Raw genomic sequence first — 21763 nt, 5'->3', positions numbered from 1 at the left:
CCTTACTTCTCGGAATTCATCACATAGAGCGCACGTGAGCGTTCCAGATGCTTGATCATCGCCTTCTCGGCGCCGTCGGCATCCCTGTGTTCGATGCGGTCGATGATCTCCTCGTGCTCGGTCAGCGTGTACTTTTCCTTGCCGGTCCAGATCAGCATCTCGGTGTGATATTCCTTCAGCCAGCCGAGCATCGCCTCGCTGACGGCAACATAGATAGGATTGCCCGATATCGCCGCGATCTGGGTGTGAAATTTCATATCGGCGGAAATGAAGGCTTCGGAATCGCCGCGCGCGGCGCGCTGCTCGGCGACGGTTGCCTTGAGCCGCTGCACGTCCTCGACGGTGGCCTTCTCAGCGGCCTCCCTGACCATGCCACGCTCGAAGAAGATGCGCGCGGTCTTCAAATGCTCAAGCGTGTCCTTCGACGACGACAGGATGATCTTGGCCGCGCCGTCGACCTGTTTGATGATCGACTTGGCGGTGAGTTGCAGCACCTTGGCCCGCTCGCCATGCGAGATGGCGACGAGGCCCATATTGCTCAGCGCCTGCATGGCCTCGCGGATCGCCGGCCGGCCAACCTCGAAACGCTCCATCAATTCGCGTTCCGACGGCATGTCGTCGCCCGGCTGCAGCTCGCGGCTGGTGATCAGCAGCTTCAGCCTCGCAAAGACTTCGTCGGAAAGTTTGCGGCGGACGATCGGCTCCGAACGGTTCATCGTGGCGAATCACTCCCTGGCCCGGTTCCTGTTTAGCATTGCCGACTGGATTCCCGGAATGCCCGCGTCTTGCCCGCCCCGTTGCGCCAACGTCGGGATATTGCTTGCAATACTTATGTACTCATTATACCAGATTTCCTACGCAACCAAACTTTTTTCGGACCCTTTTCGACTGGCCGGCGCACGATGATCACCCTCACCTATCGCATCGAAACGTCTGAAAATGTCGAGGCGCTGGCGGCCAAGATCGCCAGCGACCAGTCGACCGGCACCTTCGTTGCCCTGCCCGGCGAAACCGAAGAGCTAAAGGCACGCGTGGCGGCGCGGGTGCTGGCGATCCGGAATCTGCCCGATGCGGAGCAGCCGTCCATTCCCGAAGCCGGCACCGGGCCTTTCAGGCGCGCCGATGTCGACATTGCATTTCCGTTCGATGCGATCGGCACCGACCTGTCGGCACTGATGACCATCGCCATCGGCGGCACCTATTCGATCAAGGGCCTGTCGGGCATCCGCGTCGTCGACATGAAGCTGCCGCAACAATTCAGGGGCGCCCATCCGGGCCCGCAGTTCGGTCTGGCCGGCAGCCGCAGGCTGACCGGCGTCGAGGGCCGCCCCATCATCGGCACCATCGTCAAGCCGGCGCTGGGCTTGAGGCCGCACGAGACGGCCGCGATGGTCGGTGAATTGATCGCGGCCGGCGTCGATTTCATCAAGGACGACGAGAAGCTGATGAGCCCGGCCTACTCGCCGCTGGCGGAGCGGGTGAAGGCGATCATGCCGCTGATCCTCGACCACGAGCAGAAGACCGGCAAGAAGGTGATGTATGCCTTCGGCATCTCGCATGCCGATCCGGACGAGATGATGCGTAATCACGATCTGGTTCTCGAAGCCGGCGGCAATTGCGCCGTGGTCAACATCAATTCCATCGGCTTCGGCGGCATGGCTTTCCTCAGAAAGCGCTCCGGCCTGGTGCTGCACGCCCACCGCAACGGCTGGGACATCCTCACCCGCCATCCCGGCCTCGGCATGGATTTTCGGGTCTGGCAGCAGTTCTGGCGGTTGCTTGGCGTCGACCAGTTCCAGATCAACGGCATCGCCTCGAAATACTGGGAGCCGGATGCATCGTTCATCCGCTCCTTCGAGGCGGTGACGACGCCCCTGTTCTCGCCGGACGATTGCGCCCTGCCCGTCGTCGGTTCCGGCCAGTGGGGCGGACAGGCGCCCGAGACCTACCAGCGCACCGGGCGCACGGTCGACCTGCTCTACCTCTGCGGCGGCGGCATCGTCAGCCATCCGGATGGCCCGGGTGCCGGCGTGCGCGCCGTCCAGCAGGCTTGGCAGGCCGCTGTCGAGGGCATTCCGCTGGCCGACTATGCCCGCAGCCATGTCGAGCTGGCGCGCTCGATCGAAAAGTTCGGCGACGGCAAGGCGGCGTGAGCAAGGCCATGCAGAACCTGCTCCTCAGCTATTATGGCGACGACCTCACCGGCTCGACCGACGTCATGGAGGCACTCGAACTCGGCGGCGTGCCGACAGTGCTGTTCATGCGCCGGCCCGAGCAACCCTTGCTGGCGCGATTTTCGCATTGCCGAGCCATCGGACTGGCGGGCACCAGCCGCAGCGAAACGCCGCAATGGATGGACGACAATCTGGCGCCGGCCTTCGAATGGCTGAGAGGACTCGAAGCATCGGTTTGCCACTACAAGATCTGCTCGACCTTCGATTCCAGCCCGACGATCGGCAACATCGGCCGCGCCATCGAGATCGGCCGGCGCGTGTTCAGCCAGAAAACCGTGCCGGTGGTCGTCGGCGCGCCGCAGCTCAAGCGCTACACAGCGTTCGGCAATCTCTTCGCCGCATTTCGCGGTGAATATTTCCGCATCGACCGTCATCCGGTCATGAGCCGGCATCCGGTGACGCCGATGAACGAGGCCGATCTGCTCGTCCACCTCTCTCGTCAGACCAGTCTCGGTTCCGGCCTTGTCGACCTGGCGGATTTGCAGGCGGATGATCTTTCGCACAAGGTCGACCAGGCTTTGCAGGACAAGGAGATCGTCCTGTTCGATGTCGAAAGCCGCCAGACGCAGAAGCGCGTCGGCGAACAGATCTGGCGCATCTGCGAACAAGGTCATGGTTTCGTCGTCGGATCCTCGGGCGTCGAATACGCCCTGCTCGCAGAGTGGGTCGGCAAAGGCATCGCCAGGGGGCACGCGTCATTCGCGGCACCCGGCCGGGTCGACCGGCTCGCTGTGGTCTCGGGCAGTGTGTCGCCGACCACGGAGAAGCAGATCCGCTTCGCGCTTGCCCATGGGTTCGACGGCATCCAGATGGACGCGATGCAACTGGTCTCTGACGGCGCCGGCGAGGCGATCGAGCGAGCCGTCGCAAGCGGCCTGGCGAGCTTGGCGGCGGGGCGGAGCGTCATCCTCTACACCGCCCTTGGTCCCCAAGCCGATCGCAGTGCCGAGATCGACCATGTCGAAGGCGCGCGAAACAGGCTCGGCCGCGCGTTGGGGGACATTCTGCGGCGGCTGGTCGTCGACCAGAAACTCAAGCGCGCGGTGATCGCCGGCGGCGACACGTCCAGCCACGCGCTGGGACAATTGTCCATCGATGCCTTGACCGTGCGCATGCCATTGCCGCAATCGCCCGGCTCGCCGCTCTGTCTCGCCCATGGTAGCGGCGAGATCGATGGCCTCGAAATCGCGCTGAAGGGCGGCCAGGTCGGCACCGACGCCTATTTCGAGACGATCCGGCTGGGCGGCTAGTACAGCGGCTTGCTCATATGGCCCGGCGTTGGCCACTTGTCGGTGACGCCGGGCTGCACCGGCCGCTCGAGATAGGTCGACAGCACCACATAGCTTCGCGTCGAGGTGACGCCAGGCGTTTCGTAGAGGCGAGCAAGCAGGCCTTCCAGCGCTCTCGTATCTTCGGTGCGGACCTTCAGCAACATGCAGGTATCGCCGGCGACGGTGTGGATCTCCTCAACCTCCGGGTATTGCGAGACCGCCATCAGCTCGGGGGTCTTGCCCCAGCCCCTGGTGTCGATATGCACGAAAGCGAGCAGCGGCTTCTTCACCGCCTTGGGGTCGATGATGACAGCTGTGCCGCGAATGGCGCCGCTGCGCCGAAGGCGCTTGACCCGCTCATGCGCGGCAGGCGGCGAAAGACCGACGCGATCGCCCAGTTCGGCATAGCTGACCGTCGCGTCCTCGACCAGCACGCCTAATATCTTTCGGTCAATTGCGTCGAGGTCGCGAGCCGCAGGCTTATTCTGCAGAATACCATCTGTTTCTTCATCCATAGCGAAATCTCCCAATTGCCGCTGAATAAAATACGGCCATTATAACGATATGTCGAACGCTGATCAAACTGCATCATTGCCAGCAAGTGCCCGGACGCCGATCCCGGCGCTTGCCTATCTGCTGACCGGCTGCATCGCCGTGATCGGCTCGAACTCGCTAGTGCTGGGCCCGATAGCACCGGCTGTCGCCTCCTCGTTCGGAACAAGCGTGCCGGTCGTGATGATTGCGGCGGCGGCGTTCGGTCTTGGGACCTCTGCAAGCGCCCTGTTCCTGGCCCGCTACATCGACAGGCTCGGCGCCCGCCGGATGCTTCAGGGGGCATTGCTGTTGCTCGCCATAGCCCTGGTGGCCAGCGCGGCCGCACCGACGGTGATCATGCTTGTCGCGGCGCAACTGCTGGCCGGCATTGCTGCGGGCGTCGCCATGCCGGCGATCTACGCCAGTTCCGCGGCCATTGCAGCGCCCGGCCGTGAAAGCGGGACGATCGGCGTCGTGCTGACCGGATGGACGCTCAGCATGGTGGCCGGCGTTTCGCTGTCGGCCGTGCTTGCCGACCTCGTGCATTGGCGCGCCGTCTTTGCCGCCGTCGCGGTGCTTGCGATGCTTGCGCTGGCCAGTCTTACCATGACGTCTCTGAGCGACATCAGGAAGAGCGGCCCGGCGCCAACGCCGCTGGCCGCGCTGGGTATTCCCGGCATTGTGCCGCTTCTCGTCGCCTGCGCGGCCTTCATGACCGCCTTCTACGGTGTCTATGGCTATCTCGGTGATCACCTTCACAGCGGACTGGGCAAACCGGTGAGCGCCAATGGGTGGGCCGCGCTCGCCTACGGCATCGGCTTCGGCGCGGCTGCTCTCCTCGACGGCGTGATCGATCGGCTGGGGGCGCGGCGCGTCATGCCGTTCGCCTATCTGCTCGTCGCCGCCGTCTACGTCGCCATTGCCCTAACGAGCAACAGTTTTGGACTGACGCTCGCCATGGTGGCGGTGTGGGGGCTTGCCAATCATTTCGGACTGAATGTCCTGGTGATGCGCCTCTCGGCGCTCGATCCCTCGCGGCGCGGCACGATCATGGGCCTGAACAGCGCGGTGACCTATCTGGCGGTCTTTGTCGGCACCACCGGCTTCGGGCCGCTCTATTCCAGCTTCGGTTTTGACATCTGCGCTATGGTCGCGGCGCTGCTGATGCTGGTTGCCGCCTCAGCGGCGGCATGGCGCACGCAATAAGGCGGTTCTTTCACGCAATTGCTCCAGGCGACAGAACATGATTGGCCACCGCCCCCCCTGTGGTTGACAGCAATACCCTGCCCTTCCATACAAACCCCGTTAATGTTCTCAGGGCGGGGTGAAAGTCCCCACCGGCGGTAAGGCACCTTAAGTGCGCATGACACCTTTCCGAAAACCGGTTCCGGTTTTCGGGGTCATGCGGCAGGCCCAAGCCCGCGAGCGCTTTCCGACACAATCGGAAGGGTCAGCAGATCCGGTGTGATTCCGGAGCCGACGGTCACAGTCCGGATGGAAGAGAACGAAACGGAAGACGGACCGCCTCGGCGGGCCGGATCCCGTATCGTGCGTCCTGATTCTGGTTCGAAACGGAAGGATGGACCCATGAATCAGCATTCCCACAAAGACTACGAGACAATCCGCATCGCCGTTATCAGGGCGCGCTGGCACGCCGATATCGTCGACCAGTGCGTAAGAGCTTTCGAGGCCGAACTGGCTGACATCGGCGGCGACCGCTTCGCCGTCGATGTCTTCGATGTGCCCGGCGCCTACGAAATCCCCCTGCATGCCAAGACCCTGGCCCAGACCGACCGCTATGCGGCGATCCTCGGCACGGCGTTCGTCGTCGATGGCGGGATCTACCGGCATGAGTTCGTCGCCAGCGCCGTCATCGATGGCATGATGAACGTGCAACTGTCGACCGGAGTGCCGGTGCTTTCGGCGGTGCTCACGCCGCACAATTACCACGACAGCGCCGAGCACCATCGCTTCTTCTTCGAGCACTTCACCGTCAAGGGCAAAGAGGCGGCCAAGGCCTGCGTGGACATTCTCGCGGCTCGTGAGAAACTCGCGGCATGAAATATTCCCAGCCGGGTGGAAATCGCGGTAACAGCCGGTAGTATCGGATGCATATCGCCCAAAAGTGCGCAGCGGTTTTGGGATAACGACATGCATAAAACAAAGACCTGAAACGCGTCGCGCGAATTCGTTTTCAGCGCGACGCGTTTCAGGGAAAATATCGAGTTCGGGAGAATGCCGGTGCAGACCAAGAAGATCATCAATGACGGTAATCGCTCCGTCGACGAGATGCTCGAAGGGATCCTCGCCGCGCATCCTCGCCACCTCAGGAGCGCGGACGGCAGCCCGCGCTCGATTATCGCCCGCGACGGGCCGCGGCCCGGCAAGGTCGGGCTGGTGATCGGCGGCGGCTCGGGCCACGAGCCGACCTTTCTCGGCTTTGTCGGCAAGGGATTGGCGGACGCGGCGGCAATCGGCAACGTCTTTGCCTCGCCGCCACCCGATCCGATCCTCGAATGCGCCAAGGCGGTAAGCGGCGGCGCCGGCGTCCTGTTCATGTACGGCAACTATGCCGGCGACGTGATGAATTTCGACATGGCGGCCGAGATGGCGGCGATGGACGACGTCGAGGTGCGCACAGTGCTGACCACCGACGACGTCGCCTCGGCACCGCGCGACCAGCGGCACAAGCGGCGCGGCGTCGCCGGCAATTTCTTCATCTTCAAGGCAGCCGGTGCCGCCTGCGACCGGATGCTCTCCTTCGACGAATGCGAGCGCGTCGCGCGCAAGGCCAATGACCACACCTTCACCATGGGCGTCGCGCTGTCGCCCTGCTCGCTGCCGCAGACCCGGCGGCCGAATTTCGAGATCGGCGCTGACGAGATGGAGATCGGCATGGGCATCCATGGCGAACCCGGCATCGCGCGCGGCAAGCTCGGGACGGCCGACGAGATCACTGACGAGATGCTGGACAAAATATTCGCCGAGATGGCGCCGTCGCGTGGCGACAAAGTCGCCGTGCTGGTCAACTCGCTCGGCTCAACGCCGCTGATGGAGCTCTACATCATGAACCGCCGGGTCAAGCAGAGGCTCGACGCAATCGGCGTTTCCATCCACGCGACCTGGGTCGGCAATTACTGCACATCCCTGGAAATGGCCGGCGCCTCGGTGACGTTGATGCATCTCGATGGCGAGCTGCAGACCATGCTCGACCATCCCTGCGACTGCGCCATGTTCCGCGCCGGCTGACGAAAGAGCGATCCTGTGACAATCGATGCCGCTGACCTGAAAAGAATGTTCGATGAAATCGCCGTCGCGATCGAGGCCGACAAGGACCGGCTCTGCCAACTGGACGGCGTTATTGGCGATGCCGACCACGGCATTGCCATGGCGCTCGGCTTCAACGCCGTGCGCGACGCGCTGGCGCCGCTCGATCTGGCCGCGACTGAGCCGACGGCGCTGCTCAACACGGCGGCGAAATCGTTCCTCAATGCCGTCGGCGCCTCGTCAGGCCCGCTCTATGCCACGGCCTTCATGCGTGCCGCCGCCGCGGTCAAGGGCAAGGCGACACTGGCGGGCGCGGAATTCATTGCCCTGTTCCAGGCGATGGCACAGGGTATCAGAGATCGCGGCAAGGCCGAACCTGGCGAAAAGACGATGGTCGATGCCTGGCAGCCGGCGGCCGAAGCAGCCGCCGCAGCCAGTGTCGCCGGCAAGACCCTGGCTGAGAGCCTTGGGGCCGCCCTTGCCGCCGCCGAGCGTGGCGCGGAAGCGACCAAGGACATGATCGCGGCCAAGGGCCGCTCGGCCCGGCTGGGCGAGCGGTCGCTTGGCCACGTCGATCCAGGTGCCGCATCGGCCGTCACCGTCATCGGCGCGATGCGCAAGAGCCTGGGGTCGGCTCTATAGCTTCAAATCGAAGCTGACCTTGAAGGCATGCCCCTGGGTGTCCTTGGCGATCTGGCCGGAATAGGACGCACCGAGTGTGGCATTGGATGACAGGGAAACATCGAAGCCCGCTTCGACCGCCAGCGCATCCCTGGCGATCGGCACGCCAGAGATGGTAAAGGAGGCTCCGGTATTGAAGGCCAGATCGGAGCTCGGACCGATGTCACCATAGGCGTGCTGCCAGCCCAGCATGCCGTGCAGGGCGGCCTTGGTCGCACCCGTGTCGAATTGGGTCGAAGCGCGAACGCCAAATGTCGAGAAGGTGTTTTCGGTCGTCATCTTCTGTGCCGTCAGCGCCGAAGTCGCGCCGCCGGTCTCGGCGAAGCCATCGGTGGTCAGATGGACATAGGCGAGGTTGGCGAAGGGTTCGAAGGCATTGCGGCCGATATCGAACCGGTAGGCCAGTTCGCTGAAAGCCTGCGCCGTCGCGGCATCATAGTCGGCGGAGAGCTGTTCGCTGAAGGCAGGGAAGACGACGCTGCGCCTGGTCTCGATGTCATGCCAGCCATAGATCGCGCCGGTGCGAAAGCCGAGCGCGCCCCACTGCGTACCGGCATAGATGCCGAGATTATAATTGTCGCTCGAGCCGGATGAAGCGCGGTCGGTGACATCGAAGCTCGAATGGCTGTAACCGCCGAGCACGCCAAGCCGCCAGCTTCCGACAGGTGCGTCGGCACCACCGATGAACCCGGCGGTATTGCGGCCAAAGGCAGCGGCATCGCCGGAGGCGTTCGCGTCGCCCGTCATCGCCAGTGCCTCGCTCCAGATCACGATGCCGTCGGCGGTGGCGGGCGCGGCGTGCACGCCGCCTGCGTCGATGCTGGCGGTTGTCAGAACCGGTGCGGAGACCGCGTCGAAGGCGGAGCGAATTCGGCTGTTCGCGGCATCCCGCCCGAAACGGCTGTCCTCGACAAGCGCGCCATTGATATCGGCGTGGATCTCGCCGGAGAGCGCGTTTCCGTAAGGTCGCAGATAACGATAGAAGCCAACCGCCTCTTGGTCAGGGTTTCCCTCCAGGGCTTCCCGATTGAGGATGTACATCGACCAGCCATCCTTCGTCTGGTTGAAGGAAAGACCTTCGACTTCCTGCTCGCGGTCGATCTTCAGGTTGCCGAGATTCTCGACTTCGCCGGTCTTGAGGTTCGCCCGGTAGATGATCTTCTCGTCATTATCGGTCGAAAAATACATCCAGCCGTTGAGGAGCTTGCCGCCCTGGGCCTGGTCGATGGTTTGCGTCAGCGGGATGTATTCCTTGAAGCTCCAGTCCGACAGATTGTAGACGGTCAATTCCGTCGCGTTCTCATAGGCCATGCCGTAACCGAGGCCGTTCTTGGCATCGACAGCTACCCAGCTGGCAATGTCATGGATGCCGTGAGGCGGATTGAGTGAAAAGGCCTGGCCGGTGAAGCTCAGGTCACTCGCGCGATACACCGCGAAAACCGGGTTCTCGTACTTGCCCCCGGTGACCGGGTCACGCTTGCTCGAATCCAGTGAGATATAGAGAAGCCCGTCGGCATAATCGATGTCGCCGATGTGGTTCAGCCCGATGTCGGAATATTGCGACGGAAGCTTGAGACCGTCGGGAATGGCAGGCGAGACGGTCAGGGACGGATTATAGTTCCTGTCCGTGCGCGAGAGAATATTGGTGCCGGAGAAGTACCAGTTCGTCCCGTCCGTGGTCACGCCCTGCTGTTTTGAGGATATCGCGTCGCCGGTGAAGGTCGTCTTCTCGACCATGATCCAGGGCTCGACGGCAAGCGCCGGCACCGATGTCATGGCAAGCGCGCTGGACAGGAAGATGCAGGAGGTTATGGTTTTCGGAAGGCAAGCCGTTCCCTTCAGGGTGGCTTTGCTGGCGTGATCAATCATCTTGGGAGACATTTTCTGACGCGTTCCTTTTGCTGTTTATGATCGACGGCTCGACGCGCACGACATCGACCAACGACGGTGGCGGCCGTCGGCGATGGCAAGATTTGAGGTTTTATGGCTCTTCGGGTGCTATCTGCGCTGTGGTTCGTCGATCGCTCTGGCGGAGAGTTCAACGATGTGCTCACTAGGGTGGGCACGTGACAATCGTATGAATAATGAGAATAGTATGAAGAATTCAGCCGCCCTACCCCGGATGAGGTCGCGCATGGCTGGCTCGTCCCATTCCGGCCTTCACGCCAGGCTGCTCAACGAAATCGGTCTCAGCATCGTGCGCGGCGAACTGATTCCGGGCGATCAGCTGCCGAACGGCGACGTTTGGAGCGCCTCCTATGGCGCGAGCCGCACCGGCCTGCGCGAGGTCGTCAAGGTCCTGGCGGGCAAGGGCATGGTGGAAATGCGGCCCCGGACCGGGACCAGGGTGCGGCCGCGCAAGGATTGGAATTTCCTCGACCCCGACGTGCTGCAATGGCGCTTCGGCTCGCGGACGACGGCCGAGGAGGCGCGTTCCCTGTTCGAGCTTCGCCGCGCGATCGAACCGACGGCTGGCGCACTGGCGGCGGAGCGCGCCAGTCCGGAGCAGATCGCCGAATTGCGGTCAATCCTCGAAGAGATGGAACGTGCCGGTGATGACGGCGAGCGCTTCGCCGTACCCGATCTGGCTTTCCACCAGGCGATCCTGCATATGTCGGGCAACGAGCTGATCGGTTCGCTCGCTGCTTTGATCGAAACCGCGCTGCTGATCAGCTTCCGGCTTTCGGATGACAATCCGGCCGGTCAGCGCCACTCGCTCGGCCTGCACCGGCAGATCGTCGAGAATATCGAAAAGCGCGACCCGGCGGCCACCAGCAAGGTGCTGATCGACCTGCTCGACGGGGCGGAAGAGGACGTGCGGCGTTCCCTCGCGACAAGGCTTGGCAGGCAGAAATAGAGCCGGCATCACGGCATGCTCGGCGCCGCTACGCCAGGAATCGAACCTGCCAGCCTATGCCGCCGGCTTGCTTGCGCGGATCATGCGGGTTTCGCCGCGTCGAGCCTGTTGATCGCCTGGACATTGCCGGCCGAGGGACCTTTTTCGTCGAACTCGGAGGCGAGCCACGTATCGACGATCGCCTTGGCCAGTTCCGGGCCAATGACGCGGGCGCCCATGGTGATGATCTGTGCATTGTTGGATTTCGCCGCGCGCTCGGCCGAATAGGTGTCGTGGGTGAGTGCCGCCCGGATGCCGGGCACCTTGTTGGCCGAGATCGAGACGCCGATGCCGGTGCCGCAGAACAGGATGCCGCGATCATTCTCGCCGTCGACGATGGTCTGGGCGAGTTTTTGCGACAGGTCGGCATAGTAGCCGGCCTGGCTGAGATCGCTGACGGCAAGGCCGGGCTTCGTTGCCAGATGGGCTGCGATGACATCGAGCAGCGGCTTGCCGGCGCTGTCGGCTCCAATGGCTATTTTCATGGTCGTGTCCTTCCTGTTCGATTAATCAGATCGCCGCCGAGGCGCGGCCGAGGATGTCGATGTAGCCATCCGCCTGCCAGGCGGAGCGGCCGATGAAGAGCCCGTCGATATTGGGCTGGCCGATCAGCTCGGCGGCGTTGCCGGAATTGACGCTGCCGCCATAGAGCACCGGCGGCACGGACGGCAGCCGGCTGCCGGCCACCTTCTTGATCAGTCCCTGCTGTTTGTCGGCGTAGTCGGAACTGGCCGGAATGCCCTTGTCGCCGATCGCCCAGACCGGTTCGTAGGCGAACAGGATCTTTGCGCCCTTCGCCTCGCCTTCGAGGAATTGCAGCGCACCCTCGACCTGGCTGGTCAGCACGGCATCGGCCCCGCCGCTTTCGCGCTCGGCCAGCGTCTCGCCGACGCAGATCAGCGGTACCAATCCGTGCTTCACGGCTGCCGCAGTCTTCAGGCCGACCATGCGGTCGGTCTCGCCAAAATGCTCGCGCCGTTCGCTGTGGCCGAGTTCGACAAGATCGAGCCCGCAGTCGGTCAGCATCGGGGGCGAAATCTCGCCGGTCCAGGCGCCGGCATCGGCCCAATGCATGTTCTGAGCGCCAACCTTGATGCGCGTTGCCGACAGCGCCTGCTTGACTTCGCGCACCGCCGTGAAAGGCGGGATGACGAAGGGCTGGATGCGGTCATCGAAGCCTGGGATGAATCCAGCGAGGCGCTCTACGAAATCCAGCGCCTCGGCGAGCGTCTTGTTCATCTTCCAGCTTGTACCGACCCAGTAAACCACGCGTACTGCTCCTTACCTTTGTTGACCACGAACTCCCGATTTTCGGGATCATGCTCCCTTGTCGATCACCGTCAGCGAAACGCCGGCGGCATCCAGCGCGGCGCGCATCCCCGGCTCGGGCGCGCGGCCGGTGAAGACGGTGTCGAATGCCCTGAGATCTGTCAGGAAGTGCAGCGCCGTGCGGCCGAATTTGCCATGATCGACCAGCAGATATTTGCGGGTTGCCGCCGCCATCATCAGCCGTTTGGTCTGCACCACCTCCTGGTCCTGGTGGAAGGCGGCAGCGCCATGGATGGCGGATGAGGACAGGAAGGCGACGTCGGCGCGCAGCGATTTGAGCGAAGCCTCGGCCAGCAGGCCGAAGAAGCCGTGGAACTTCTTGCTGTATTGACCGCCGAGCGCGATCAGGTTGATCCCACCGGCGCCAGCCAGCTCCTGGATGACGGCCAGATTGTTGGAGATCACCGTCAGCGGCCGCAGCTCGGCGAGATGGCGCGCAATGCCGCCCGCCGTCGAACCGTCATCGATGATCACAGTCTGGCCGGGTTCGATCATGGCCATCGCGGCTGCCGCAAGGCGCTGCTTTTCCTCGGTCGCCTGCTTCTGCCGGTAGCGGAAATCGCTTTCAAACAGACTGCTCGGCTGGATCGAGGCGCCGCCGCGCACCTTGCGCAAAAAACCGCTTTCCTCGAGTTCGTCGAGGTCGCGGTGCACGGTCATCCTGGAGACGCCAAAACGCACGGCAAGATCGTCGACGCTCGCCCCGCCGGCGTCCACCAGAAAGTCCATAATGCCTTGCCGCCGGATATCGCTCTTCATTGCCGCCGACCCGCCAACGCCGAACCGTGGCCCTTGATTGCACCCTAAGTATAACAGCTATCGTCGCAAAAGTATCAGTATTTTTGTGATAATGGGATGATTTTTTGGGACATTTCGTTGGCTTTGATCGCTGCGCTGTAACAAGAATTGCTGCCTGGACGGGCTCTGGCGGTTGCGGTTGCGCCGAAATCCGGCCAGAAGCATCGGTGGGCTGGACGATGCGCGGACAGTCCGCAACCACAGGTTTGAAACCAGATACGGGAGACTATTCGTTGGCTCGCATCACATTGAGACAATTGCTCGATCACGCCGCCGAATACGGCTACGGCGTGCCGGCCTTCAACATGAACAACATGGAACAGGGCCTCGCCATCATGGAGGCGGCGGAAGAGACCAAATCGCCCGTCATCCTGCAAGCGAGCCGCGGGGCACGCGCCTATGCCAATGACGTGGTGCTGGCCAAGCTGATCGACGCGCTGGTCGAAATCCACCCCGACATCCCGGTCTGCATGCATCTCGACCATGGCAACAACGAAGCAACCTGCGTCACCGCGATCCAGCATGGCTTCACCTCGGTGATGATGGACGGCTCGCTCAAGGAAGACGGCAAGTCGCCGGCCGATTACGCTTACAATTCCGGCATCACCAAGCGCGTCGTCGACATGGCGCATTGGGGCGGCGTGTCGGTGGAAGGCGAGATCGGCGTGCTGGGTTCGCTGGAGAGCGGCGGCGGCGAACAGGAAGACGGCCACGGCGTCGAAGGTGCGATCAGCCACGACCAGCTTCTGACGGATCCGGTGCAGGCGGTCGAGTTCGTCAAGGACACCCATGTCGATGCGCTGGCGGTTGCCATGGGCACCAGCCACGGCGCCTACAAATTCTCGCGCAAACCGGACGGCGCGGTGCTGGCCATGAACGTCATCGAGGAGATCCATCGGCGGCTGCCCAACATGCATCTGGTCATGCACGGCTCGTCCTCGGTGCCGGAGGATCTGCAGGAGATCATCAACAAATATGGCGGCCAGATGAAGCCGACCTGGGGCGTGCCGGTGGAGGAGATCCAGCGCGGCATCAAGCACGGCGTGCGCAAGATCAACATCGATACCGACAACCGCATGGCGCTGACCGGCGCCATCCGCAAGGTGCTGACCGAGAACCCAAGCGAGTTCGATCCGCGCAAGTACCTGACGCCGGCCATGGCTGCCATGCGCAAGCTCTGCAGGGAGCGGTTCGAACAGTTTGGCACCGCCGGCAATGCGCCGAAGATCAAGCCGCTGCCGGTCTCCGAAATGGCCAAGCGCTACAAGTCGGGCAGTCTCGATCCGAAATTCGGATAGAGCGGTTCACCCGGTCGCGTTCAACGGGCAGGAGTTGCATCGGCTCCTGCCCGATTTCATTCGGCCTTTGGTGAAATCCCTGCCCTGCCCGTCTCGATGAACGGCGCCCAATAGTCGACGGACTCGCGGATCATGGCAACGACCTGATGGTCGACTGGCTCGCGCTCGCGGAACGACAGTTCGAGGCAGATCTCGTTGTCGGTGCCGCCGCCGCGCCGCACCGTCTCCAGCAGCTTTTCAGGCGTGATACGGCCGTCCTTGTTGTAAGCCGATGTGAACGGCCAATGTCCGCCCTTGTTCATCGACGACTGCTTGATATGGATGATCGGCGATTTCTTGGGAAAGGCCTCGGCCCAGGCATAGGGATCGATGTCGGCCGGATTGCTGGACGTGACGTCGCCATGGTCGATATCGACCATCATCTCCAGCGGAATGGCCAGGCCGGCGGCGTCGATCGCGCCTTGCAGCTGCCGGCAGTTTTCGATGGTGTGTCCGAATTCGCGGCCGACCGACATCGGTTCCCAGAACAAGTAGCTCAGCCCGGCCGCACGGGCGTGTTCGGCGACCTCGCGCCAGCATTCCAGCGCAATGTCGAACAGCCGCGCGCGGCGCTCCGGATCGTCGAAGTCGCGATGGGTGAAGATGGCGAATTGGGTGCCCATGCCGCTGGCGCCAAGCTCGGCGGAGATGTCGGCGAAGGTCTTGAACCAGTCGACATAGTAGCGGCGCACATCGGCGTCGGGATGGCCGAAATGGTTGAGCCGGCCGTAGGGGCCGGTCATGCCTGAAGTCACGCGCACGCCGGTGCGGGCGAGCGCGTTGCGGAACAGGCGGACGAATTTGACGATCGTCGCCGCCGGCCAGCCCGGATTGATGAATTCGTGCGTGAGCTGCACGTCCCGGATGCCGATTCCATAAGCAATCGTGTCGATCAGATCGTCCGGCTCGGCGAAGCGGTTGACCAGCGGATTGGTGTTGAGGGAGAGCGTGAACGCCACGGTCGCGGTCCTCTCAGCGCTGTCGCGGGACATTGGCGATGACCGCCATCAGCCTGCCCTCGCCAGCCGGTTCGCGCACCAATGCTCGAAGGCCGCCCTCTCCTCGGCCGACAGATGCAGGCCATGCTTGGTACGCCGCTCGAGGATGTCGGCTGGGGTTGCCGCCCACTCCTGTTCGAAGAGATAATTGGCCTCGCGCTCGAAGAAATCCTTGCCGAAGCATCGCCCCAATCCGGCGAGCGATCCGGCGGCACCGACCAGAAGACGTGTCCTGGTGCCGTAAAGCCGGCCGTAATGCTTGACCAAGGATGCCGGCATCCACGGATACTCACGTCCGAGGTCGCCGAGAAACTGCTCGAAATCGGCATTGGCGATGTCGCCGCCGGGCAGGTGCGCCTTCGCTGTCCACGGCTTGCCCATCCGGGGAAAGAAAGGCGCGATCCTGTCCAGCGCATGTTCGGCCAGCTTGCGGAAGGTGGTGATCTTGCCGCCGAAGACGGAGAGCAGCGGCGCCTGCGCGTCCGGCGCGTCGAGTTCGAAAATGTAGTCGCGGGTTACTGCACTCGGATTGTCGGCATTGTCGTCATAGAGCGGCCTGACGCCGGAGAACGAATAGATCACATCGCCGCGCGCAAGGCCGCGCTTGAAATAGCGGTTGACCACCCTGATCAGGTAATCGATCTCGCTCTCATCCGCCGTCACGTCCTCGGGCCGCCCCTCATAGGGAATGTCGGTGGTGCCGATCAAAGCGAGATCGTTCTGATAGGGATTGATGAAGATCACACGCTTGTCGCTGTTCTGGACGAGATAGGCCTGCCGCCCTTCCCAGAATTTGGGCACGACGATATGGCTGCCTTTGACCAGGCGGACATTGCGCCTCGAGTTCTGGCCGGCAACGCGGTTGACGATGTCGTTGACCCAGGGGCCGGCGGCATTGACCAGGGCGCGCGCCCGAACCATCGTCCTGGCGCCGTTCCTGCCGTCTCGCATCTCGACAACCCACAGGCCGTTCTCGCGGCGGGCAGCGGTGCAAGCGGTGCGGGTGAAAACCTTCGCCCCGCGCTCGGCGGCGTCGAGCGCGTTGATGACGACGAGGCGCGCATCGTCGACCCAGCAGTCGGAATATTCGAAGCCGCGCCTGAACGCGTCCTTGATCGGCGCGCCTTCGGGCGCCGTGCGCAGGTCGAGCGTGCGGGTCGGTGGCAGCCGCTTGCGGCCGCCGAGATGGTCGTAGAGGAACAGGCCTAACCGTACCAGCCAGGCCGGCCGGTCATCGGGGCTGTGCGGAAGGACGAAGCGCATCGGCCAGATGATGTGGGGCGCCGATTCCAGGAGCACCTCGCGCTCGATCAGCGCCTCGCGCACCAGCCGGAACTCGTAATATTCGAGGTAGCGCAGGCCGCCATGGACGAGTTTGCCCGAGCGGGAGCTGGTGCCTTCGGCAAGATCGTCCTTTTCGCACAAGATGACGGAAAGGCCACGCCCCGCGGCATCGCGCGCGATGCCGGCGCCGTTGACGCCGCCGCCGACGACAAAGAGGTCGACGATTTCGGTGCCGCCGCTCATCCCGCCTGGGCCTCGATGCCGGATTGGTCTGCCATGGCCGCCACCCTCAGCATGGATTGACCGGAGGCAAGCCGGCGATGTAGCGGCGCACCTCTTCGGCGGCCTGCTCGGCGGCATAGGTCACGGTGCGCACCGAGGCGCCGGCGATATGCGGCGTCAGCGTCACGTTGGGAAGCTGCAGCAGGGGCCAATCCGATGGCACCGGCTCGACCGCGAACGTCTCCAGCATGGCGCTGGCAATCTGTCCTGAAACCAGCGCCTCATAGAGCGCGTCATAGTCGACCAGCGGCCCGCGCGCCGTGTTGACGAAGACCACGCCGGGCTTCATCCGCGCAATGGTGTCCTTACCGATCAGGCCGCGCGTCTCCTCGGTCACCCGCGAATGCAGCGTGACCACGTCGGAGCGGGATAGGAGATCGTCGAGCCCAACCAGTTCGACGCCAGCATTGCGATCCTCCGCGCTCAACTGCACATAGGGATCGCTGACCAGGACGTGGCAGCCGAAGGCACGCAGCAGCCGGACCACCTTCGTGCCGATATTGCCATAGCCGACGACGCCGACGGTCATTTCGCCGAGTTCGCGGCCGGTGCGGTCGGCGCGATAGAGATCGCCGCGCCATTCCCCCTTGCGCAAGGCCTCGTGGCCGACCCGGATCAGCCGCGTCTCGGCAAGGATGGCGCCGATGGTGAATTCGGCCACGGCGGTCGCGTTGCGGCCGGGCACATTGACCACTGTGATGCCGTGGGCTCGCGCCGCGGCCATGTCGATGTTGATCGGACCGCCGCGAGAAACCGCGACAAGCTTGAGCGCCGGCAGGCGGCCCATCATGCCCTCCGACAGCGGCGCGAGCTGAGTGACCAGTATCTCGGCATCGCCGATGAAATCGACGACCTCGTCGGGGTGGCCGAAATATTCCTTGACCTTGTCGAGGCCGAGCGCCGGATCGCCGAATTCCATCGGCTCGTCGGGCCAGGCCGTCTGCAATGTCCTGATATCGAGGTCGCCGCTCGCGACCTTCTCGATTTTGGCGCGAAACACCTCCGGAAGCATGAAGTTGTCGCCGATGATCGCTATTTTCCTGCGCATACTCGACTTCTCAATTTGCCTGCACTGAAGCCATGGCGCGCCAGACCGGCCGCAATGCCTGGTGCGCCAACATGTAGGATGGGGTCATCTTCTCGTAGATCGCGGCGAGGATGCGGTCGCTCGGCTCGGCATCGCCGAGCAGCGGCGTCACCCATTCGCCGACGCACGCGTCCATGGACGGGTACAGACCGACGCAGACAGCGGCGATCATCGCCGCGCCCGCGGCACCCGCCTCCTCGCGCGCGCTGGTGCGTATATCGGCGCCCAACGCGGCACCGAGGATCTTGCGCAGGGCCGGGCTTCTGGCGGCGCCGCCGGTGAGGCGGACCTCGCGCGGCAGCGGCCCCATGGCGGCGTAGCAGTCGCGCGCGGCGAAGGCCAACCCCTCGAAGACGGCACGGACGAGGTCCGCATAGCCGTGCCGCGAGGAAATGCCGACGAAGCCCGCCCTTGCGTTGGCATCGACGAACGGTCCCCGCTCACCCGCCTCCGACACATAAGGCTGATAGAGCAGCGAGGCGGGCTGCGCTGCCGCGATCCAGGCATCGACCAGCGCGATCATCTCGCCATTGCTGCGCGAAATGCCCTGCGAGGCGAGAATGCCGGAGGCGAGCCCGAGCACCCAGTCGATGTTGAGCGTCGCCGCCAAATTCGACTGCATCTGTGCAAACACGCCGGGCGCCGGCATCGCCATCGTATAGCCGGTCGCAGCTTCGTTGAGCTGCACATCGTCCGGGGTCTCGGCCAGCCGCATATGCATGCCGGTGGACCCGATGATCGAGCAGCCGGGCTTGCGCTTGCGGTCGAGCAGGCCGGCGCCGAGTGCGGTGCAGACGACGTCGACATAGCCGAGCACCACTGGCGTGCCGGCCAGCATCCCGGTGGCGTCGGCAGCCGCCCGCGACAACCCGGTGCTGAGCCTGGTGCCATCGACGATCGGCGGCAGCAGATGCCTGAGATCGGCGACGCCGAGCACATCGAGCACGTCGTCGCTGTAGTCGCGGGTGTGAAAGTCGCCGAAGGTGAAAGTTCCCTCGGACGGATCGGTGGCACGTTCTCCGGTCAGCTTGAAATAGAGCCAGTCCTTGCAGTGGAACGCGGTCGCCGCCTTGCCAAGCATTTCGGGCATGGTGCGCTTCATGAACACGAATTGCGAACCCTGCTGGCAAGCGGCAAGCCCGCTGCCGGTCTTTTCGAAGCGAAGCCGGTCCTCGGGTCGCGCGCGGATCTCCTCGACGATTGCCGCCGCGCGCGCGTCGAGCCAGAGCCAGCCCTTCGCCACCGGCTCGCCCTTGGCGTCGATCAGCCAGGTGCCGTCGCCTTGCCCGGTGACCGAGATCGCCACGGTCCGGCTGGCGAGATCAGGCACCTTGTCGGCGAGCTGGCGCAGGGTCGTGGCGGCGTCGGCCCATGTCTGCGTCAGGTCCTGTTCGGCGCCGCCGCCCGGCAGCGTCTCATAGTGGTTCGGCAGCGCGGCGGCGGCGATCTGCCGGCCCGCCGTGTCGAAGGCGATGGACTTGATGACAGAGGTGCCGGCGTCGATGCCGATCAGTATGTCACGCATCAAGCAAGCTCCATGCCGTGCGAAATCGCCTCGCCGCTCGCCTGATCGAAGACATGCAGGTTTTTCGGATCGATGCTGACGTTGATCGGCGCGCCAAGGTCGAGGCGGGTGCGGTCATGCTCGACCAGGACCAGCGAGCCGCCGGCGAAGTCGGCGGCGATATGGGTCTGGTCGCCGAGCCATTGGTTGGCCGAAACCCTGGCCGGAACGCCCTCCTTCGAGCGGCGCACGGCGTAGGGCCTGATGCCGATGACGACCCGTTCGCGGCTGAGCAACTGATCGCGAACAGGAGCGCTGAAGGCATCCTTGTCGTAGTCGAGGGACAGGCCGTCGGGCAGTCTGAGATTGATCTTGCCGGCGGCGGAGCCGACATAGGCCTCGAAAACGTTCATCGGCGGCTCGCCGACAAAGGTGCCGGTGAACAGGTTCGCCGGGCGTTCCTTGATCCGGTCTGGCGTGTCGAACTGCTGCAGCACGCCGCCTTCCATGACCGCGATGCGGTCGGCAAGTGCGTTCGCCTCGGTCTGGTCGTGGGTGACCAGGATCGCGGTCAGGCCGCGCTCCTTGATGAAGTGCTTGATGCGGCCGCGCAGCACGGCGCGAAGCTGCGGTTCGAGCTGCCCCATCGGCTCGTCCAGAAGATGCAGGTCGGCCTCGCGGATCAACGCCCGGCCAAGGCTGGCACGCTGCTGCTGGCCGCCTGAAATGGAACTGGGATGGCGCTCCAGTATGTCCTCGATCTCGAGCAGCTTGGCGATGCTGGCGACCTTGGCCTCGACTTCGCTCTTCGGCAGCCTCGCCGCCTTGAGCGCGAAGGCCATGTTCTCGCGAACGGTCAGCGGCGGATAGAGCGAATAGCCCTCGAAGGCCATCGCTACATTGCGCTTGACCGGCGGCAAGGTGTGCACCTGCCGGCCGCCGACCGAGATCGTGCCGCGCGAGACTTCTTCGAAGCCGGCGATCATGCGCAGCGTCGAGGTCTTGCCGCAGCCGGACGAACCGAGGAGCGCCACGATCTCGCCCTTGCCGATCTCTATCGTCAGCTTCTTGACGGCCTGAACGCCCCTGTCGATCGGGCCATAGAACTTGTCGACGCCGGAAATGGTGAGTGCGCTCGGGCTCATGCCGCTTCTCCGCTGCGCAAATTGAGGACATTCTTGGAGCCGATGCGCTCGCCGCTCGCATGGTCGAACAGCAAGGCGCTCTTGCCGTCGACGGCGATATGGGCCTTGCCCTCGCTGCGGCCCGGCGTCCCGGCCGGGCGCGAGACCAGGATCTCGCGGCCGCGCACGGTGCGCACCAGCGTAACGATCTTTTCGTTGAGCGGCGTCTCGGCCTCGACCGTCACCGGAATGGCGCCAGGCTCGTTTTCATCAACGAAATGCAGTGCCTCCGGCCTGAGCCCGATGATGCAATCGCGGCCAACCGCGGTCCCGGGAGCATCGGGGAGATAGACTTGCACATTCGACAGACCGACATAAATCCCCCTGGCATCCCGCGCGGGCTTGACGTCGAGCAGGTTGATGGTGGGATCGCCGAACAGCCGCGCGATCTCGATGTTGGCCGGCTCGCGATAGATCTGCTCGGGCGTGCCGAGCTGCCTGATGACGCCTTGCGCCATCACCGCGATGCGGTCGCCAAGCGCCATTGCTTCCTTGTAGTCCTGGGTAACGTAGACGACGGTGGCGCCACGATCGGCGAGCAGCCGCGGCAGTTCGAGCCGCATCTCGAAGCGCAGCTTGGCGTCGACATTGCGCAAGGGATCGTCGAGCAGCAGTAGCGGCGGCGAGCCGACCAAAGCGCGGGCAAGTGCCGTGCGCTGTTTCTGGCCGTTGGAGAGCGCGCGCGGCTTGTGCGAGAGCACATGGGCGATCTTCAACAGCTTGGCGACGCTCTCGACGCCGGCCTTGATGGCGCCTTGCGAGGACCGCTTGGCCTGCAGCGGCGTGGCGATATTGTCGAACGCGCTCATATGCGGAAACAGGGCGAAATTCTGGAACGCCATGCCGACGCCGCGGAATTCCGCGTCGACATCGGTCATGTCGTCGCCGCCAATGAGGATCTTGCCTTCATCCGGGTCGATGACGCCGGCGACAAGACGCAGCAGCACCGTCTTGCCGGCGCCCGAGGGTCCGAACAGCACCAGGGTTTCGCCATCGGCGACCGTCAGCGACAGATTGTCGAGGACGGTCTGGCTCTTGTAGCGCTTGACGATTTTTCTGAGTTCGAGGCTGGCCATT

Annotated in this window: 20 protein-coding genes and 1 riboswitch; of the genes, 8 read left to right on the top strand and 12 right to left on the bottom strand. The window is 63.9% G+C overall.

The genetic code is table 11. The features are described from left to right. Positions 1-2 precede the first annotated feature (2 nt). Positions 3-716 (bottom strand): transcriptional regulator NanR, encoded by a 714-nt coding sequence (locus JT360_RS09930; RefSeq protein ID WP_214471344.1) that lies wholly within the window; start codon positions 714-716, stop codon positions 3-5. A gap of 186 nt (positions 717-902) precedes the next feature. Here JT360_RS09930 and oiaX point away from each other — a divergent pair, with 186 nt between their 5' ends. Both oiaX and JT360_RS09920 read left to right on the top strand, forming a co-directional pair. Then, positions 903-2153: a 3-oxo-isoapionate-4-phosphate decarboxylase OiaX gene (oiaX, locus tag JT360_RS09925; RefSeq protein WP_214471343.1), complete on the top strand. Its 1251-nt coding sequence runs from the start codon at positions 903-905 to the stop codon at positions 2151-2153. Between the two features lie 8 nt (positions 2154-2161). Further along, positions 2162-3484, top strand: a complete 1323-nt coding sequence (locus JT360_RS09920; protein ID WP_214471342.1) for a four-carbon acid sugar kinase family protein — start codon at positions 2162-2164, stop codon at positions 3482-3484. Here the strand turns inward: JT360_RS09920 and JT360_RS09915 are convergent. Then, entirely contained in the window at positions 3481-4020 is a 540-nt protein-coding gene (locus tag JT360_RS09915) for an Lrp/AsnC family transcriptional regulator (protein ID WP_214471341.1), read from the bottom strand. The two genes, JT360_RS09920 and JT360_RS09915, sit on opposite strands and share 4 nt — an antisense overlap. 49 nt (positions 4021-4069) lie before the next feature. Here JT360_RS09915 and JT360_RS09910 point away from each other — a divergent pair, with 49 nt between their 5' ends. The 4 genes from JT360_RS09910 (at position 4070) to dhaL (ending at position 7948) form a co-directional block, all read left to right on the top strand. After that, a complete protein-coding gene (locus JT360_RS09910; protein ID WP_214471340.1) occupies positions 4070-5245 on the top strand; it encodes an MFS transporter in 1176 nt (391 codons plus the stop codon). Between the two features lie 100 nt (positions 5246-5345). Next, positions 5346-5549, top strand: a riboswitch (FMN riboswitch). Positions 5550-5626: 77 nt separating this feature from the next. Then, positions 5627-6100, top strand: a complete 474-nt coding sequence (locus JT360_RS09905) for a 6,7-dimethyl-8-ribityllumazine synthase (protein ID WP_214471339.1) — start codon at positions 5627-5629, stop codon at positions 6098-6100. Positions 6101-6280: 180 nt separating this feature from the next. Next, positions 6281-7288: a dihydroxyacetone kinase subunit DhaK gene (locus JT360_RS09900; RefSeq protein WP_214471338.1), complete on the top strand. Its 1008-nt coding sequence runs from the start codon at positions 6281-6283 to the stop codon at positions 7286-7288. A 15-nt stretch (positions 7289-7303) separates the two neighbouring features. Then, on the top strand, positions 7304-7948 hold the full coding sequence (dhaL, locus tag JT360_RS09895) for a dihydroxyacetone kinase subunit DhaL (protein ID WP_214471337.1): 645 nt from the start codon (positions 7304-7306) through the stop codon (positions 7946-7948). Here dhaL and JT360_RS09890 read toward each other — a convergent pair. Continuing rightward, entirely contained in the window at positions 7943-9868 is a 1926-nt protein-coding gene (locus tag JT360_RS09890) for an autotransporter outer membrane beta-barrel domain-containing protein (RefSeq protein ID WP_214471336.1), read from the bottom strand. The genes dhaL and JT360_RS09890 overlap by 6 nt on opposite strands. Positions 9869-10121: 253 nt before the next feature. Between JT360_RS09890 and JT360_RS09885 the strand changes: the two genes are divergently transcribed. Continuing rightward, positions 10122-10844 carry a FadR/GntR family transcriptional regulator gene (locus JT360_RS09885; RefSeq protein WP_250888694.1) on the top strand — a complete coding sequence of 241 codons (723 nt, stop codon included), beginning with the start codon at positions 10122-10124 and terminating at the stop codon, positions 10842-10844. An 80-nt stretch (positions 10845-10924) separates the two neighbouring features. Here the strand turns inward: JT360_RS09885 and derI are convergent, their stop codons facing one another. From derI to JT360_RS09870, 3 genes are read right to left on the bottom strand one after another with little or no spacing between them, the layout of a single operon-like run. Further along, positions 10925-11368, bottom strand: coding sequence for a D-erythrulose-4-phosphate isomerase (gene derI, locus JT360_RS09880; RefSeq protein ID WP_214471334.1), 444 nt, complete (start codon positions 11366-11368; stop codon positions 10925-10927). A gap of 25 nt (positions 11369-11393) precedes the next feature. After that, the gene (locus tag JT360_RS09875; RefSeq protein WP_214471333.1) at positions 11394-12152 is read right to left on the bottom strand and encodes a triose-phosphate isomerase; all 759 of its coding nucleotides are present in this window, start codon (positions 12150-12152) and stop codon (positions 11394-11396) included. A gap of 48 nt (positions 12153-12200) precedes the next feature. Beyond that, positions 12201-12971, bottom strand: coding sequence for a DeoR/GlpR family DNA-binding transcription regulator (locus JT360_RS09870; RefSeq protein WP_214471332.1), 771 nt, complete (start codon positions 12969-12971; stop codon positions 12201-12203). A 272-nt stretch (positions 12972-13243) separates the two neighbouring features. Here JT360_RS09870 and fba point away from each other — a divergent pair, with 272 nt between their 5' ends. After that, complete coding sequence (gene fba, locus JT360_RS09865; RefSeq protein ID WP_214471331.1) at positions 13244-14308, top strand: class II fructose-bisphosphate aldolase; 1065 nt, start codon at positions 13244-13246, stop codon at positions 14306-14308. Positions 14309-14364: 56 nt separating this feature from the next. Here the strand turns inward: fba and JT360_RS09860 are convergent, their stop codons facing one another. From JT360_RS09860 to JT360_RS09835, 6 genes are read right to left on the bottom strand one after another with little or no spacing between them, the layout of a single operon-like run. After that, positions 14365-15306, bottom strand: coding sequence for a sugar phosphate isomerase/epimerase family protein (locus JT360_RS09860; RefSeq protein ID WP_214471393.1), 942 nt, complete (start codon positions 15304-15306; stop codon positions 14365-14367). Between the two features lie 48 nt (positions 15307-15354). Next, the gene (locus JT360_RS09855; protein WP_214471330.1) at positions 15355-16872 is read right to left on the bottom strand and encodes a glycerol-3-phosphate dehydrogenase; all 1518 of its coding nucleotides are present in this window, start codon (positions 16870-16872) and stop codon (positions 15355-15357) included. A 46-nt stretch (positions 16873-16918) separates the two neighbouring features. Continuing rightward, the gene (locus JT360_RS09850) at positions 16919-17959 is read right to left on the bottom strand and encodes a 2-hydroxyacid dehydrogenase (protein ID WP_214471329.1); all 1041 of its coding nucleotides are present in this window, start codon (positions 17957-17959) and stop codon (positions 16919-16921) included. A 10-nt stretch (positions 17960-17969) separates the two neighbouring features. Beyond that, positions 17970-19523: an FGGY-family carbohydrate kinase gene (locus JT360_RS09845; protein WP_214471328.1), complete on the bottom strand. Its 1554-nt coding sequence runs from the start codon at positions 19521-19523 to the stop codon at positions 17970-17972. Next, a complete protein-coding gene (locus JT360_RS09840) occupies positions 19523-20647 on the bottom strand; it encodes an ABC transporter ATP-binding protein (RefSeq protein WP_214471327.1) in 1125 nt (374 codons plus the stop codon). Before JT360_RS09840 ends, JT360_RS09845 begins: the two co-directional genes overlap by 1 nt. Further along, entirely contained in the window at positions 20644-21762 is a 1119-nt protein-coding gene (locus JT360_RS09835; RefSeq protein ID WP_214471326.1) for an ABC transporter ATP-binding protein, read from the bottom strand. The genes JT360_RS09840 and JT360_RS09835 overlap by 4 nt, the downstream gene beginning before the upstream one ends. Position 21763: the final 1 nt, after the last annotated feature.

The sequence above is a fragment of the Mesorhizobium sp. dw_380 genome (genome assembly GCF_018588885.1).
GTDB lineage: Bacteria > Pseudomonadota > Alphaproteobacteria > Rhizobiales > Rhizobiaceae > Mesorhizobium.
This window is presented reverse-complemented; position numbering and strand designations above follow the sequence as displayed.

What these genes read in the sequence shown, in the direction of transcription:
- JT360_RS09930 (WP_214471344.1), bottom strand. Translation starts at nt 716, where the DNA reads ATGAACCGTTCGGAGCCGATCGTCCGCCGCAAACTTTCCGACGAAGTC.
- oiaX (WP_214471343.1), top strand. Translation starts at nt 903, where the DNA reads ATGATCACCCTCACCTATCGCATCGAAACGTCTGAAAATGTCGAGGCG.
- JT360_RS09920 (WP_214471342.1), top strand. Translation starts at nt 2,162, where the DNA reads ATGCAGAACCTGCTCCTCAGCTATTATGGCGACGACCTCACCGGCTCG.
- JT360_RS09915 (WP_214471341.1), bottom strand. Translation starts at nt 4,020, where the DNA reads ATGGATGAAGAAACAGATGGTATTCTGCAGAATAAGCCTGCGGCTCGC.
- JT360_RS09910 (WP_214471340.1), top strand. Translation starts at nt 4,070, where the DNA reads ATGTCGAACGCTGATCAAACTGCATCATTGCCAGCAAGTGCCCGGACG.
- JT360_RS09905 (WP_214471339.1), top strand. Translation starts at nt 5,627, where the DNA reads ATGAATCAGCATTCCCACAAAGACTACGAGACAATCCGCATCGCCGTT.
- JT360_RS09890 (WP_214471336.1), bottom strand. Translation starts at nt 9,868, where the DNA reads ATGTCTCCCAAGATGATTGATCACGCCAGCAAAGCCACCCTGAAGGGA.
- JT360_RS09885 (WP_250888694.1), top strand. Translation starts at nt 10,122, where the DNA reads ATGGCTGGCTCGTCCCATTCCGGCCTTCACGCCAGGCTGCTCAACGAA.
- derI (WP_214471334.1), bottom strand. Translation starts at nt 11,368, where the DNA reads ATGAAAATAGCCATTGGAGCCGACAGCGCCGGCAAGCCGCTGCTCGAT.
- JT360_RS09870 (WP_214471332.1), bottom strand. Translation starts at nt 12,971, where the DNA reads ATGAAGAGCGATATCCGGCGGCAAGGCATTATGGACTTTCTGGTGGAC.
- JT360_RS09855 (WP_214471330.1), bottom strand. Translation starts at nt 16,872, where the DNA reads ATGAGCGGCGGCACCGAAATCGTCGACCTCTTTGTCGTCGGCGGCGGC.
- JT360_RS09850 (WP_214471329.1), bottom strand. Translation starts at nt 17,959, where the DNA reads ATGCGCAGGAAAATAGCGATCATCGGCGACAACTTCATGCTTCCGGAG.
- JT360_RS09845 (WP_214471328.1), bottom strand. Translation starts at nt 19,523, where the DNA reads ATGCGTGACATACTGATCGGCATCGACGCCGGCACCTCTGTCATCAAG.
- JT360_RS09840 (WP_214471327.1), bottom strand. Translation starts at nt 20,647, where the DNA reads ATGAGCCCGAGCGCACTCACCATTTCCGGCGTCGACAAGTTCTATGGC.
- JT360_RS09835 (WP_214471326.1), bottom strand. Translation starts at nt 21,762, where the DNA reads ATGGCCAGCCTCGAACTCAGAAAAATCGTCAAGCGCTACAAGAGCCAG.